We start from the raw sequence: 13,262 nt of genomic DNA on the forward strand, positions 1-13,262 counted from the left end.
AGCCTTTTGGAATCAGTCAGTTGCGCCCGAATCCGGGGTCAGCAGGGCCTGGATCAGGCCGGCATGGCGGACCTTCTGGGCTTCCCGGCGCAGGCGGCTGGCGGTGAAGATGGCGCACAGCTCGTTCACTGCGGTATCGAAGACTTCGTTCACGATCACGTAGTCGAAGTCGTTGAAGTGCAGCATTTCCTCGCGCGCCGCGCCCAGCCGCTGGGCGATTACCGCCTCGCTGTCCTGGCCGCGCTTGCGCATGCGGTCCTGCAGGGCCTGCTTGGACGGCGGCAGGATGAACACCGTCACCGTGCCGGGCACCAGCTGGCGCACCTGCTGGGCGCCCTGCCAGTCGATTTCCAGCAGCACGTCCTGGCCAGCGGCCAGCTGCGGCTCCACCGACTGCCGGGCAGTGCCCTTCCAGTCGCCGTGCACCCAGGCGTGTTCGAAGAAATCGCCGGCGGCGATCATTTCCTCGAACTTCTCCGCGCTGACGAAGTGGTAGTGCTCACCGTTCACTTCGCCCGGGCGCATGGCGCGCGAGGTGAAGGAGATCGACAGCGCGATCTGCGGGTCGCGCGCCAGAGTGGCGTTGACGATGCTGCTCTTACCGGCGCCGGACGGCGCGGCCACGATGTACAGGGTGCCGCGCGCGGGCGCGCCGATCGGGGTGGGCTGGCTGCTCATTCGATGTTCTGCACCTGTTCGCGGATCTGGTCGATCAGCACCTTCAGTTCCACCGCCGCGTTGGAGGTGCGGCTGTCCACCGACTTGGAACCCAGGGTGTTGGCTTCGCGGTTGAATTCCTGCAACAGGAAATCCAGGCGGCGGCCGACCGGCTCGCGCTGCTTCAGCACGCGGCGGATTTCCACGATATGGCTGCCCAACCGGTCCAGCTCTTCATCCACGTCCAGCTTCTGCAGCCACATGACCAGTTCCTGCTCGGCGCGGCCGGGGTCGACCGGGTGCGGCAGGTCGGCCAGGCGGGCGGCGAGCTTGGCGCGCTGCCCGTCGCGAATGGCCGGAATGAGCGTGCGCACCTCGGCGGCGATGCGTTCGATCGCATCCACGCGTTCGGCAATGGCGGTGGCCAGCTTGTCGCCTTCGCGCTCACGGGCGGCCACGAAGCCGTCCAGCACCTGCTCCAGCAGGGCCAGCGCTTCCACCTGCAGGGCGGCGGCATCGGTGGCCTCGCCCTGGGTCACGCCCGGCAGCTGCAGCAGCTCGGTGAAGCTGACCTGCAGGTTGGGGAAATCCGAGGTGAGGCGGTGCGCCAGCTGGCCCAGCTGGCCCAGCAGCGCTTCATTCACCTGCAGGCTGGCAGCGGCTTCGGGCGCGCGCAGGCGCATCACCAGGTCCAGCTTGCCGCGGCTCAGGCGCGCGGCGATGCGTTCGCGCAGCTGCGGTTCCAGCGCACGCAGTTCCTCGGGCAGGCGGGTGCCCACTTCCAGGAAGCGGTGGTTGACCGAGCGCAGCTCGCAGCCCAGCGTGCCCCAGGCCGTGGCGCGCTCGCCACCGGCATAGGCCGTCATGCTTCGAATCATCAGCGTTTCCGATGCTCTCAAAGGGGGAATGGTACCCTAGCGGCCCTATTCGAGCCTCCCTGCCTGCCCCTGACGGGTGCGGGCATGGCGGCGTACCTGCCTGTCTTACCCTTCAGGGAATTCGCACCATGTCCGATGCCCGCCCCAGTGGCCGCCAGCCCGACCAGCTTCGCCCGGTCGTCATCCAACGCGGTTTCACCCGCCACGCCGAAGGCTCGGTGCTGGTCTGCTTCGGTGAAACCCGCGTGCTGTGCACCGCCAGCGTGGAAAACCGCGTGCCCGGCTTCCTGCGCGGCAAGGGCGAAGGCTGGGTGACCGCCGAATACGGCATGCTGCCGCGCGCCACCCACACCCGCAGCGACCGTGAAGCCGCGCGCGGCAAGCAGGGCGGCCGCACGCTGGAAATCCAGCGCCTGATCGGCCGCAGCCTGCGTGCCTGCGTGGACCGCAACGCGCTGGGCGAACGCACCATCACCCTGGACTGTGACGTGCTGCAGGCCGACGGTGGCACCCGCACCGCGGCCATCACCGGCGCCTACGTGGCCCTGGTCGACGCGGTGAACGTGCTGATGAAGCGCGGCGACATCAAGCGCAACCCGATCCTGGGCGCGGTGGCTGCCGTGTCGGTGGGCGTGTACCGCGGCACCCCGGTGCTGGACCTGGATTACGCCGAAGACAGCGACTGCGACACCGACATGAACGTGGTCATGAACGATGGCGGCGGCTTCATCGAACTGCAGGGCACCGCCGAAGGCCATGCCTTCCGCCGCGATGAACTGGATGCGCTGCTGGGCCTGGCCGAAAAGGGCGTGGGCGAACTGCTGGCCGCGCAGCAGGCGGCGCTGTCGGCATGAACCGTCGCATCGCCCTGACCACCCTGGTGGTGGCCGACTACGACGAAGCCATTGCCTGGTACACTGGCAAGCTGGGCTTTGCCCTGCTTGAGGACATCGACCAGGGCAGCAAGCGCTGGGTGGTGGTCGGCCCGACCGACGGCAGCGCCGCCGCCCTGCTGCTGGCCCGCGCCAGCAACGAGGAGCAGCGCAGCCGCATCGGCAACCAGACCGGCGGCCGCGTCGGCTTCTTCCTGAACACCGATGATTTCCGCCGCGACCACGCCGCCATGCTGGCCGCCGGGGTGGAATTCCTGGAAGCCCCGCGCGAAGAACCCTATGCCACCGTTGCGGTGTTCCGCGACCTGTACGGCAACACCTGGGACCTGCTGGAGCCCCGCGCATGAAGACGCTCGTGCTTGCCAGCCACAACGCCGGCAAACTGGTGGAAATGCAGGAGATCCTGGCCGACCTGCCGCTGCAGATCACCTCGGCGGCCGAGCTGGGCCTGGGCGATGTGGACGAAACCGGCCTGACCTTCGTCGAGAACGCGCTGCTGAAGGCACGCGCCGCCTGCGAGGCCACCGGCCTGCCGGCGCTGGCCGATGATTCGGGCCTGATCGTCGATGCCCTGGGCGGCGCGCCCGGCCTGTACAGCGCGCGCTATGCCGGCCACCCGACCAACGCGGCGGCCAACAACGCCAAGCTGCTGCAGGCCATGGCCGAGGTGCCCGATGGCCAGCGCAGCGCGCGTTTCTATGCGGTGATCGTGCTGCTGCGCCACGCCACCGACCCGCAGCCGCTGATCTGCGAAGGCCGCTGGGAAGGGCAGATCATCCGTGAACTGCGCGGCACGAATGGTTTTGGCTACAACCCGGTGTTCCTGGACACCACCCACGGCCTGACCGCCGCGGAAATGGAGCCGGCGCTGAAGAACGCGATCAGCCACCGCGCACTGGCCCTGCAGCAGCTGAAGCTGCAGCTGGCTGCCGCTCTCTGACCCACACCCGCACGTAGTTCTGCCGTCATGTCCCACGCCCACGATCACTGCAACCACCTGCCCGGCGAAGCCTGCGACGGCGACCACGGCCACCCCGCACCGGTGCGGCTGGTGCCGCCGCCGCTGTCGCTGTACATGCACCTGCCCTGGTGCGTGCGCAAATGCCCGTACTGCGATTTCAACTCGCACCAGGCCAAGGGTGAGCTGCCGTTCGAGGCCTACATCGACGCCCTGCTGCGCGACCTGGACCAGGATCTGCCGCTGGTCTGGGGCCGGGTGGTGCACAGCGTGTTCTTCGGCGGCGGTACGCCCAGCCTGTTCCCGCCCGAGGCCATCGACCGCTTCCTGCAGCAGGCCAGCGCGCGCCTGCGCTTCGCGCCCAATGCCGAAATCACCCTGGAAACCAACCCGGGCACCGCCGAACACGGGCGCTTCGACCGCTACCGCGCGGCAGGCGTGAACCGCCTCAGCTTCGGCATCCAGAGTTTCGACGATGCCGCGCTGAAGCGGCTGGGCCGCATCCACGACAGTGGCGAGGCCGAGCGCGCGGTGAAGATGGCCCAGGACGCGGGCTACGACAACTTCAACATCGACCTGATGTACGCGCTGCCGGAACAGACCCTGGCCGGTGCCGAGGCCGACCTGGAACGCGCGTTCGCCCTGCAGCCGGCGCACATCTCGCACTACCAGCTGACCCTGGAACCGAACACGGTGTTCTTCGCGCGGCCGCCGCAGGGCATTCCCGATGAAGACAATGCCTGGGACATGCAGGAGCACTGCCAGGCCTTGCTGGCCCAGGCCGGTTACGGCCAGTACGAGGTCAGCGCCTATGCCCGCCCCGGCCGGCAGAGCGCGCACAACCTGAACTACTGGCGCTTCGGCGATTACCTGGGTATCGGCGCCGGCGCGCACGGCAAGATCAGTTCCGGCGCCGAAGAACACGTGCTGCGGCGCTGGAAGGTCAAGCACCCGCAGGCCTACCTGGACAGTGCTGGCACCCCGGCCTCGTTCGGCGGTGACGAAGTGATCGCTGCCGAGCGCCTGCCATTCGAGTACATGCTGAACCTGCTGCGCCTGCACGAAGGCTTCAGCCTGCGCGATTTCGAATCGCGTACCGGCCTGCCACGCAGCGTGTTGGACGCGCCGCTGGCGCAGGCCCGCCAGCGCGGCTGGCTTCAGGTGGCCGACGGCCATGTGCAGCCCACCGAGCTGGGCCGGCGCTTCACCAACGATGTGGTGAGTCTGTTCCTGGAAGATTGACCGGGGACCCTGGATGGCGCCGGGCCATGCCCGGCGGCTGGCGCCCTGCCCTGCCGACACGGTAGATTGCTGCAACGATCCGCGGGAATCCGGAACCCCTCGTCGATGTCTGCCGTTTTTTCATTGTCCAGCGCGGACACCGCGCGCCTGGCCGCCGCCGACCTGCCACCGCGGGTACGCGAGGTGCTGGGCGCGTTGATCGGCCTGTGCCACCACACCCTCACCGCGCCGTTGATCCTGACGGTGGAGGCGCTGGAACAGACCCTGCTGCACGACGCCGACCACGCGCGCAATCCGCAGCAGCAGGCCGACCTGCTGGCCCAGCGCGGGCAACTGCACGCCTTCGCCGGGCACTTCAGCGAGCGCATGCTCGATGCCCTGACCGATGCGCTGGTGCGCTTGCGCGAACCGGCCGCCGCGCCCGCGTCGGCGGCAACGCCGCCACCGCTGCCGACCATGATGGGCCTGTCGCTGGTTGCCGAACACGAGGTGGACCGCGACCTGCTGCTGGTTGAAATGGTGCGCAGGGAAACCCTGCGCTCGGCCAATGCGCTGAACCTGCTGGGCCAGCGCATGGGCGTGCTGGCCGCCGCGCCGGCCTTCGATGCGGAAACGCTGCCGCTGGCACCGCAGGCGCTGTGCGCGATGGTGCGCCGCCTGGCTGAACGTGATGGCCTGAGCATGGAGGTGCAGCTGGCGCTGTACCGCAGTTTCGAGCGGCAGTGCCTGGAACGACTGGGCGATACCCTGGACCGCGCCAACGCGCTGCTGGCCCAGCACGGCGTGCTGCCCGGCCTGGTCTACACCCCCTACCTGGCGCGTTCGTCGGCCACCCGTCGGGTGATCACCCGTTCGGTCGGTCACGAACGCAGTGGGCGCCCTGCCCCGCGCACGGTGACCCCGATGACCGGCTGGGGTGGGTCGGCACCGGCCGGTTCGTGGTCGAACCTGATGCAGGACGCCTTTGCCGGCGCCGATGCGGCGGCCGCCGGGCTGACCGTGCCGGCCAACACCGTTCTGCACGAACTGCTGCAGCAGGCCCGCCGCCTGCCGGCGCAGCCGCTGGCACTGGAACCTGCCGCGCTGCCCACCGCCGCGGTGGATGCCGTGCTGGCACGCCTGCAGGGCCAGGCCAGCGCCGCCACCAGCGTGACCGACCTGCAGGGCGCCCTGCTGGCCCAACTGCGCAGCGAACATGGCGCGCAGGCGCAACTGGCCGGGCACGACCGCGACAACCTGGACCTGCTGCGGCTGCTGTTGCAGCAGGTGCAGCAGCAACAACGGCCCGACCCGGTACCGGCGGCCCTGCTGGCGCGCCTGCAGGTACCGCTTGCCCGCGCCGCCATGGCCGACCCGGCCTTCTTCGTGCGCGACGAACACCCGGCGCGCGAACTGCTGAACACCGTGGCCGAAGCCGGCGCACGCTGGCTGGGCGACGACGACGTGGACCCGCAGCTGCTGCAGCGGCTGGCGCAGAGCGTGCAGGGCCTGCTGGGCCAGGATGCGCGCACGCCGGAAGCGTTTGCCGCCGCCAACGAAGAAATCCAGCAGCACCAGCGCGCCGCCGCACACCGCGCCGAACTGGCCGAACGCCGCCACGTGGAAGCCGCACGCGGCAAGGAACGGCTGGAACTGGCCCGGCGCGAAGCCACCACCCAGATCGACCAGTGGTGCCAGGCCACGCAGCCGCCGCGCTTCGTGCAGACCCTGCTGCGCCAGGCCTGGGCCGATGCCCTCACCCTTACCCGGCTGCGCCACGGCGAAGATTCGCCGCAATGGCACGAGCGCCTGCAGCAGACCGAGCGCATCGCCACGGTCACCGCCGCACCGGCCAGCGCGGCCGGCATCACCGACGCACCGCTGGCCGCCGATGTGGAAGCGGCGCTGCTGCAGGTGGGCTACCACGCCGACGAAGCCGCCGCCGTGGCCCGTCGCCTGGCAACCCCGGGCGGCGAAGACGAAAGCACCTCGCGCACGGAACTGAGCGCGCGCCTGAAGGCACGTGCTCGCTTGGGCGAACAGAACGACGGCAGCGCCGACAGCCAGGCCGACGCCGGGCGCAGCGCGCGCAGCGACAGCGAGGAGGCCTGCTACCAGCAGCTGGTCACCCTGCCCTTCGGCAGCTGGTTCGACATCGACGTGGGCGACGGTGCGCAACGGCGCCAGCGCCTGTCCTGGTACAGCCTGCTGACCGGGCACGTACTGCTGGTGAACGCCCGTGGCCAGAAGATCGGCGAAACCACGCTGGATACGCTGGCGCGACAGATGGCCGGCGGCCAGGCCCAGCTGGTCACCGAAGAAAAGGGCCGTCTGGTGGACCGCGCCTGGCAGGCCAGCCTGTCGGCGCTGCGTTCGCTGGCCAGCCGCCTGAACCCGGAGCCCAAGGCATGAGCACGCAACCGCCCGTGGATACCCGCCGCGCCCCGCGCCGGCAGGTAGCCGACCTGGTGCCGGTCACCGACCAGATGCGCGACGCCGTGATCGGCCGGCTGGGCAATGTTTCCGAAACCGGCATGCTGATGCTGGCCAGCACCGGCCTGCGCGAGGATGCGCTGTACCAGCTGCGCTTCCCGTTGGCGCTGGGCGACGGCCGCAATGAAACGATCGACGTGGGCGTGCACCTGCTGTGGAGCGAACCGGCGCACGTACCGGGCCAGCACTGGGCCGGCTTCCGTTTCCTGACCCTGTCGCGCGAGCACCGCCAGCTGCTGCGCGGCTGGATCGGCGAGGACAACGATCAGGCGCCGGTTTCGACAGGCTGAGTGCCGGTTCCGGCACAGCGGTTTTTCGCCGTATGCGGCAGAATCTAAGGCCGTTTTCCGTGTCGAGCCACCGCAATGATCCAGCAAGACCCCGGCGCCCTGTATTCCGACCACCTGGCCGTGCTGTGCCGACGCGCCGAACAGGCGCTGGCGCGCGGCGGCTTCGACCATCTGGTGGTGCCCAGCGGCACCCTGCATTACCAGGTGTTCGACGATCGTGATTACCCCTATGCGGTGAACCCGCAGTTCAAGGCCTGGCTGCCGCTCACCCGCGTGCCCAACAGCTGGGTGGTGTTCACCCCGGGCAAGCGCCCGGCGGTGATCTTCCACCAGCCCTTCGACTACTGGCACGTGGTGCCCGATGCCCCCAGCGGCTGGTGGGTGGAGCACTTCGACATCCACATCATCCGCACGCCGGACGAGGCGCTGGCCCTGCTGCCGGCCAACCCGGCCCGCTGCGCGATACTGGGTGAGCCGCAGAGCGCGCTGGGCGCCTACGTGCCGAACAACCCGGCGCCGGTGGTGAACTACCTGGAATGGCACCGCGCCTACAAGACGCCGTATGAAGTGGCCCTGATGCGCCAGGCGCAGGTGCTGGGCGTGCGCGGCCACCGCGCGGCCGAGGCCGCCTTCCGCAACGGTGCCGACGAATTCAACATCCACATGGCGTACTGCCAGGCCGTCGGCCAGGATGCCAACGAGCTGCCCTACGGCAACATCGTGGCCCTGAACGAACACGCGGCCGTGCTGCATTACACCGAGCTGGGCCGCAAGGCACCGCAGCCGCTGCGCAGCTTCCTGATCGATGCCGGTGCCAGCGCCCTCGGCTACGCCAGCGACATCACCCGCACCTACGCCGCGCACGGCCACGACGAGTTCGCCGCGATGATCGATGCGGTGGACGCGGCCCAGCAGCAGATGTGCGCGGCCGTGCGTGCCGGCTTCGACTACAAGCAGCTGCACGTGGACGCGCACCTGTCGCTGATGGGCGTGCTGAAGGACTTCGGCGTGATCAAGGTTTCGCCGCAGACCGCGCTGGAAACCGGCGTCAGCGCCGCGTTCTTCCCGCACGGCATCGGCCACCTGATCGGCCTGCAGGTACACGACGTGGCCGGTTTCGCGGCCGGCGAAGACGGCGGCCGCATCGAGCGCCCGGCCGGCCACCCCTACCTGCGCCTGACCCGCGTGCTGGAACCGGGCATGGTGGTGACCATCGAACCGGGCCTGTACTTCATCGACATGCTGTTGAACGAAGTGAAGGCGGCCGGCCATGGCGATGCGATCAACTGGGACCGCGTGGATTTCTTCCGCCCCTACGGTGGCATCCGCATCGAAGACGAAGTGCTGTGCACCGAAGGCGACGCGGACAACCTGACCCGCCCGGCGTTTGCGGCAGCCAACGGCTGAGCCCCTCGTGGCTGGGCGCTGGGATCAAAAACCGCGCTTGGCGGGGCGGGGTGGGTTCGCGGGGGACGCCGTGAATCCGTCCCTGGAGGCTTGTCCGCGGCATCCATGCCGCGGACACCCCCGCGAACCCACCCCGCCCCACCTCTGACAATTTCCGTGCGCGTCCAGCCACGGAAAAGAAAAAAGAAAATCAAGAGCGGGTCGCTCGCTGCGCTCGCTCTGTGTCGACCAAGGTCGACACCTACCAACAACTGCCGTCGCCAGTAGATCCACGCCATGCGTGGATGATTCATTCGATACCTGACAAATGTGCCGACCAACGGTCGGCACCCACCAACAGCCGCGTGAACCCGTCGAAGGCGGGGCATTGCGGGTTTGCGGCGTCCCCGCAAACCCGCAGTGCCCCGCCATCCCACCGAATGCCGCTCTTGCTTTGGCCGGTGCCGTTGCTTCAGTCGAGCAAGCTCGACTCTACGCAGTCCGGCTCAACCGGCCATCACCGCTTCGATCTCGTCGGCGCTGCGCGCCAGGCCTTCGGTCAGCACGCGATGGCCGTCGTCGGTGATCAGCACGTCATCCTCGGTGCGGATGCCGATACCGCGCCAGCGCGGTTCCACCGTGGTGTCGTCCACGCCGATGTACAGGCCCGGCTCGATGGTGAAGGCCATGCCCGGCTCCAGCAGGCGCGATTCGCCGGCCAGCCGGTAGTCGCCCACATCGTGTACGTCCAGGCCGATCCAGTGCCCGGTCTTGTGCCGGTAGAAACGCTGGTACAGCCCTTCGGCCAGGTTCTTTTCCAGCGTGCCCTTCAGCAGGCCCAGCCGCAGCAGGCCCTCGGTCAGGGTCTGCACGGCGGCCAGGTGGCCGGTCTCGTAGGCCACGCCCGGGCGCGCCTGCGCCATGGCGGCGGCCTGCGCCTGGCCGACCAGATCGTGCAGTGCACGCTGTTCGGCAGTGAAGCGGCCGTTCACCGGGAAGGTGCGGGTGATGTCGCTGGCGTAGCCGCGGTATTCGGCGCCCGCATCGATCAGCACCAGTTCGCCGTCGCGCGAGCGCGCATTGTTGTCGCGGTAATGCAGGATGCAGCCGTTGCGACCGGCACCGACAATGCTGCAGTACGCGGGAACGGCATCGCTGGCGCGGAACACCCGCTCCAGTTCGGCCTGCAGTTCGTACTCGTGGATGCCCGCCTTGGCCGCGTGCATTGCCGCCAGGTGCGCACGCACGCTGATCTGCGCCGCATGCTGCATCAACGCCACTTCGGCACCGGATTTGAACAGGCGCTGCTCGTGCAGCAGGTGCCCCAGTTCCAGGAACTCGTGCGGCGGCTGCGCGCCGTGGCGCACCTGCGAGCGCACGCGGTTCACCCAGCCAATCAGCTTCAGGTCGAAATCCGCTTCGCGGCCGAAGTGGTAATAGACGCGCGAGCGCCCTTCCAGCAGCCCCGGCAGGATGTCGTCCAGATCATCGATCGGGTAGGCATCGTCCATGCCGTAGTGCGCCACCGCCCCGTCCTGGCCCGCGCGGCTGCCATCCCACGCCTCGCGCTCGGCATCGCGCTCACGGCAGAACAGGATGGCCTCGCCGTGGCGGCGGCCGGGAATCAGCACCAGCACGGCCTCCGGTTCCGGGAAGCCGCTCAGGTACTGGAAATCCGAATCCTGGCGGAACGGGAAATGGGTATCCAGGCTGCGCACCTTCTCCGAGGCCGCCGGCAGGACCAGGATCGCATCGTCGCCGGCCATGTCCATCAGCTGGCGGCGGCGGCGCTTGTACTCGCCGGCGGCAATGCCGGTGCGCTGCTTGATATCCATCAGTTCAGGCGCTGGCGGTGGCGCGCGGCCAGCACCACATCGCCGTGCAGCAGCAGCACTGCCACGCGGATGAATTCCTCGATTTCCGACAGCGCCTCGTCATCGTCCTCGCCGCCGGCTTCGAAATCCTCGCTGGAGGCACGCGCCAAGCTGGCCATGTCGGTCAGCGCTTCCTCGCCCTCTTCGGACAGGGTGGGACGGCGGCCGCCGCTGCCCAGGCCGAAGCCGCCCAGGAACGAACGGGTCCAGCTGAACATGGCATCGGCCTGCGCGGCCACATCGTCGTTGTCGGTCAGCAGCAGTTCGAAGGCGAAATCGCGGTCTTCCAGCTGCTTGATGGTGGCTTCCAGCAGCTGCGCCAGCGCGCTGCCGGGGGCGACCGGGGCCAGGTTGTCGTCGGCCAGCACCCGGGCCGGCCAGTCGTTGCCGGGGGCGCCGCCGGCCGCCAGCCAGCCGCACAGGCCGCCATGCAGCTCGGCAGCGGTGGCACCCAGGCCCAGTTCCTGGCTGGCGCGGGAAACGTCGTCGACGGAGGGAAGTTCAGTCATCGTGCGGCTCGTTCGTAAGGGAAACCCGGGGCGCGCACGCGCGCGCCCGTGAGCCCTGTAGTGTAGCAACCCAACCGGGTCGTCCTCGTGGCAGTCCGGCCCTGCTGCGACAACGCTTGACCGGCCTTACCCGGCTTGCCTATCGTGCGGCATGGAACCCGCCGACCCCCTTGCCCAGCTGCAGGCTTTTGCCGCCCGCGTGGAAGCGCTGCTGGAGCGCAACCAGCGCCTGGCCGAGGAGAACCGCAGCCTGCGCCACCAGCAGGAACAGCTGGTGGCCGAGCGGTCCACCCTGCTGGCCAAGAACGAACAGGCCCGCTCGCGGGTGGAAGCGATGATCAGCCGGCTCAAATCCCTGGAGCAGCACACATGAGCGCAGAACCGGTCAGTGTCCGCATCCTCGATCGTGAATACACCGTGGGCGTGGGCGGCGATGAACGCGACAGCCTGATGGCCGCCGCGCGCCTGCTGGATGCACGCATGCGCGAGATCCGCGGCAGCAACCGCATGGCCGCCGTCGATCGGGTGGCGGTGCTGGCCGCACTGAATCTGGCCCACGAGCTGCAACTGCTGCGCGACGAGAACGCGCGCCAGGCCGTGGCTCTGCAGCAGACGCTGGCCGATCTGAACCGGCGCCTGGACCGCGCGATCGATAGCAGCGTGTGAGCAACGCGCACAACGCGTCTTCTCATATCTGAATTGGCACGGACTGTTGCCGACGAACGGCCTATCCAGATCGTGCACGCTGGCTATAATGGCCACGCGTTCTCTGCGGTACTCGACGGCATGTGCAAACATTCGCCTTGTCCCTTAAGAACGACACCGGGAGCGCGACAGCGCCGGGAGTGCAGGTCCGCCTTGTAGCGGGAAGCCCGATGGTTCTCCAGCGTTCCCACTTGAGCCCCCGGGTTCAAGGTCGTTTCGCATGCATCGACATTGCGGAGAATGCAATATTCCAGCAAGGGCGGCGTCTTCGGGCGTCGCCCTTGTTCTTTCCGGCACAATGGCCGCTGTTTCCTGCCGCCACCTGCCATGACCGACCCGCGCCAGGCCCTGCGCCACGACCTGCGGCAACGCCGCCGCGCACTTTCCGCGCCCATCCGCATTGCGGCTGCCGAATCGCTGGCCGACGCCCTGCTGGCCCTGCCCTTCGCCCCGCGCGAAGGCGCCGTGGCCGGCTACTGGGCGCTGGATGGCGAGATCGCCCTGCACCGCTGGCAACTGCAGCTGCCTGACACCGTGGCCTATTGCCTGCCGGTGCTGGCCGGCGATGTGCTGCGCTTTGCGCCGTGGCGGCCGGGCCAGCCCCTGACCAGCAACCGCTACGGCATTCCCGAGCCCGATGTGGCCGTGGCCGACACCCTGGACGCCAGCCAGATGGCGCTGGTGGTCACCCCGCTGGTGGGCTTCGACGCGCAGTGCCGGCGGCTGGGCATGGGGGGCGGCTGGTATGATCGCAGCTTCGCCTTCCGCCACGACCGGCCGGCACCGCCCTGGCTGGTGGGTGCCGCGTTCGCCGCGCAGCAGGTCGAGTCCTTGCCGGTGGCGTCGTGGGACGTGCCGGTGGATGCGATCTGCACCGAAGACGGCACCCTGTTCCCCTCCGCTGCCCCCGTGAACGCATGACCGCCCGCAAGCGCTATTGGCTGATGAAGTCCGAACCGGACGCTTTTTCCATCGATGACCTGGCCAAGGTGAAGGTCGAGCCCTGGAACGGCGTGCGCAACTACCAGGCGCGCAACTTCATGCGCGACGGCATGCAGGTGGGCGACGGCATCCTGTTCTACCACTCCAATACCAAGGTGCCCGGCATCGTCGGCCTGGCCACCGTGGCCAGCCCGGCCTACCCGGACGACACCCAGTTCGACCCGGAATCCGACTACCACGACCCCAAGAGCACGCGCGAGAACCCGCGCTGGATGCTGGTGGACGTGGCCTTCGACCGCAAGCTGCCGCAGGTGATCGCGCTGGACGAGATCAAGCTGCACGCCGACGAACTTGGCGAAGGTTTCCCGCTGGTTGCCAAGGGCAACCGCCTGTCGGTGTTCCCGGTGACGGCCCCGCAGTGGAAGCTGCTGCTGTCGCTGGAAAAGAAATCCTGAT

General features: G+C 68.8%; 15 protein-coding genes and 1 other RNA gene. 12 read left to right on the forward strand and 4 right to left on the reverse strand.

From position 1 onward, the window contains the following. Nucleotides 1-12: 12 nt before the first annotated feature. Both gmk and C1931_RS16185 read right to left on the reverse strand, forming a co-directional pair. On the reverse strand, nucleotides 13-678 hold the full coding sequence (gene gmk, locus C1931_RS16180) for a guanylate kinase (protein ID WP_108754034.1): 666 nt from the start codon (nucleotides 676-678) through the stop codon (nucleotides 13-15). After that, nucleotides 675-1,535 (reverse strand): YicC/YloC family endoribonuclease, encoded by an 861-nt coding sequence (locus tag C1931_RS16185; protein ID WP_108750978.1) that lies wholly within the window; start codon nucleotides 1,533-1,535, stop codon nucleotides 675-677. Before C1931_RS16185 ends, gmk begins: the two co-directional genes overlap by 4 nt. A gap of 128 nt (nucleotides 1,536-1,663) precedes the next feature. Here C1931_RS16185 and rph point away from each other — a divergent pair, with 128 nt between their 5' ends. The 7 genes from rph to pepQ all read left to right on the forward strand — a co-directional run bounded on the left by rph (nucleotide 1,664) and on the right by pepQ (nucleotide 8,797). After that, nucleotides 1,664-2,389 carry a ribonuclease PH gene (gene rph / locus C1931_RS16190; RefSeq protein ID WP_108750979.1) on the forward strand — a complete coding sequence of 242 codons (726 nt, stop codon included), beginning with the start codon at nucleotides 1,664-1,666 and terminating at the stop codon, nucleotides 2,387-2,389. Continuing rightward, on the forward strand, nucleotides 2,386-2,775 hold the full coding sequence (locus C1931_RS16195; protein WP_108754036.1) for a VOC family protein: 390 nt from the start codon (nucleotides 2,386-2,388) through the stop codon (nucleotides 2,773-2,775). The genes rph and C1931_RS16195 overlap by 4 nt, the downstream gene beginning before the upstream one ends. After that, a complete protein-coding gene (gene rdgB / locus C1931_RS16200) occupies nucleotides 2,772-3,368 on the forward strand; it encodes an RdgB/HAM1 family non-canonical purine NTP pyrophosphatase (protein ID WP_108757066.1) in 597 nt (198 codons plus the stop codon). The genes C1931_RS16195 and rdgB overlap by 4 nt, the downstream gene beginning before the upstream one ends. 135 nt (nucleotides 3,369-3,503) lie before the next feature. Next, nucleotides 3,504-4,628: a radical SAM family heme chaperone HemW gene (gene hemW, locus C1931_RS16205; RefSeq protein ID WP_234412923.1), complete on the forward strand. Its 1,125-nt coding sequence runs from the start codon at nucleotides 3,504-3,506 to the stop codon at nucleotides 4,626-4,628. 105 nt (nucleotides 4,629-4,733) lie between these two features. Beyond that, nucleotides 4,734-7,019, forward strand: a complete 2,286-nt coding sequence (locus C1931_RS16210) for a DUF1631 family protein (RefSeq protein ID WP_108757068.1) — start codon at nucleotides 4,734-4,736, stop codon at nucleotides 7,017-7,019. After that, a complete protein-coding gene (locus C1931_RS16215; RefSeq protein ID WP_108754040.1) occupies nucleotides 7,016-7,390 on the forward strand; it encodes a PilZ domain-containing protein in 375 nt (124 codons plus the stop codon). The genes C1931_RS16210 and C1931_RS16215 overlap by 4 nt, the downstream gene beginning before the upstream one ends. A 75-nt stretch (nucleotides 7,391-7,465) precedes the next feature. Then, nucleotides 7,466-8,797 carry a Xaa-Pro dipeptidase gene (gene pepQ, locus C1931_RS16220; RefSeq protein ID WP_108757069.1) on the forward strand — a complete coding sequence of 444 codons (1,332 nt, stop codon included), beginning with the start codon at nucleotides 7,466-7,468 and terminating at the stop codon, nucleotides 8,795-8,797. A gap of 485 nt (nucleotides 8,798-9,282) precedes the next feature. On the opposite strand, the gene C1931_RS16225 is transcribed toward pepQ, so the two are convergent. Together C1931_RS16225 and C1931_RS16230 are read right to left on the reverse strand one after the other, a co-directional pair. Further along, nucleotides 9,283-10,605, reverse strand: a complete 1,323-nt coding sequence (locus C1931_RS16225; protein WP_108757791.1) for an aminopeptidase P N-terminal domain-containing protein — start codon at nucleotides 10,603-10,605, stop codon at nucleotides 9,283-9,285. Between the two features lie 5 nt (nucleotides 10,606-10,610). Continuing rightward, nucleotides 10,611-11,159: a UPF0149 family protein gene (locus C1931_RS16230; protein WP_108750985.1), complete on the reverse strand. Its 549-nt coding sequence runs from the start codon at nucleotides 11,157-11,159 to the stop codon at nucleotides 10,611-10,613. A 151-nt stretch (nucleotides 11,160-11,310) separates the two neighbouring features. Between C1931_RS16230 and C1931_RS16235 the strand changes: the two genes are divergently transcribed. From C1931_RS16235 to C1931_RS16255, 5 genes are all read left to right on the forward strand, one after another. After that, on the forward strand, nucleotides 11,311-11,532 hold the full coding sequence (locus C1931_RS16235; protein WP_079223080.1) for a TIGR02449 family protein: 222 nt from the start codon (nucleotides 11,311-11,313) through the stop codon (nucleotides 11,530-11,532). Then, on the forward strand, nucleotides 11,529-11,825 hold the full coding sequence (locus C1931_RS16240) for a cell division protein ZapA (RefSeq protein WP_108750986.1): 297 nt from the start codon (nucleotides 11,529-11,531) through the stop codon (nucleotides 11,823-11,825). Before C1931_RS16235 ends, C1931_RS16240 begins: the two co-directional genes overlap by 4 nt. A gap of 97 nt (nucleotides 11,826-11,922) precedes the next feature. Beyond that, nucleotides 11,923-12,108, forward strand: a non-coding RNA gene (gene ssrS / locus C1931_RS16245) — 6S RNA. 83 nt (nucleotides 12,109-12,191) lie between these two features. Then, nucleotides 12,192-12,785, forward strand: coding sequence for a 5-formyltetrahydrofolate cyclo-ligase (locus tag C1931_RS16250; RefSeq protein ID WP_108754042.1), 594 nt, complete (start codon nucleotides 12,192-12,194; stop codon nucleotides 12,783-12,785). Then, complete coding sequence (locus C1931_RS16255) at nucleotides 12,782-13,261, forward strand: EVE domain-containing protein (protein ID WP_108754043.1); 480 nt, start codon at nucleotides 12,782-12,784, stop codon at nucleotides 13,259-13,261. Before C1931_RS16250 ends, C1931_RS16255 begins: the two co-directional genes overlap by 4 nt. Nucleotide 13,262: the final 1 nt, after the last annotated feature.

The organism is Stenotrophomonas sp. YAU14A_MKIMI4_1, from assembly GCF_003086855.1.
In the GTDB taxonomy this organism is placed as follows: domain Bacteria; phylum Pseudomonadota; class Gammaproteobacteria; order Xanthomonadales; family Xanthomonadaceae; genus Stenotrophomonas.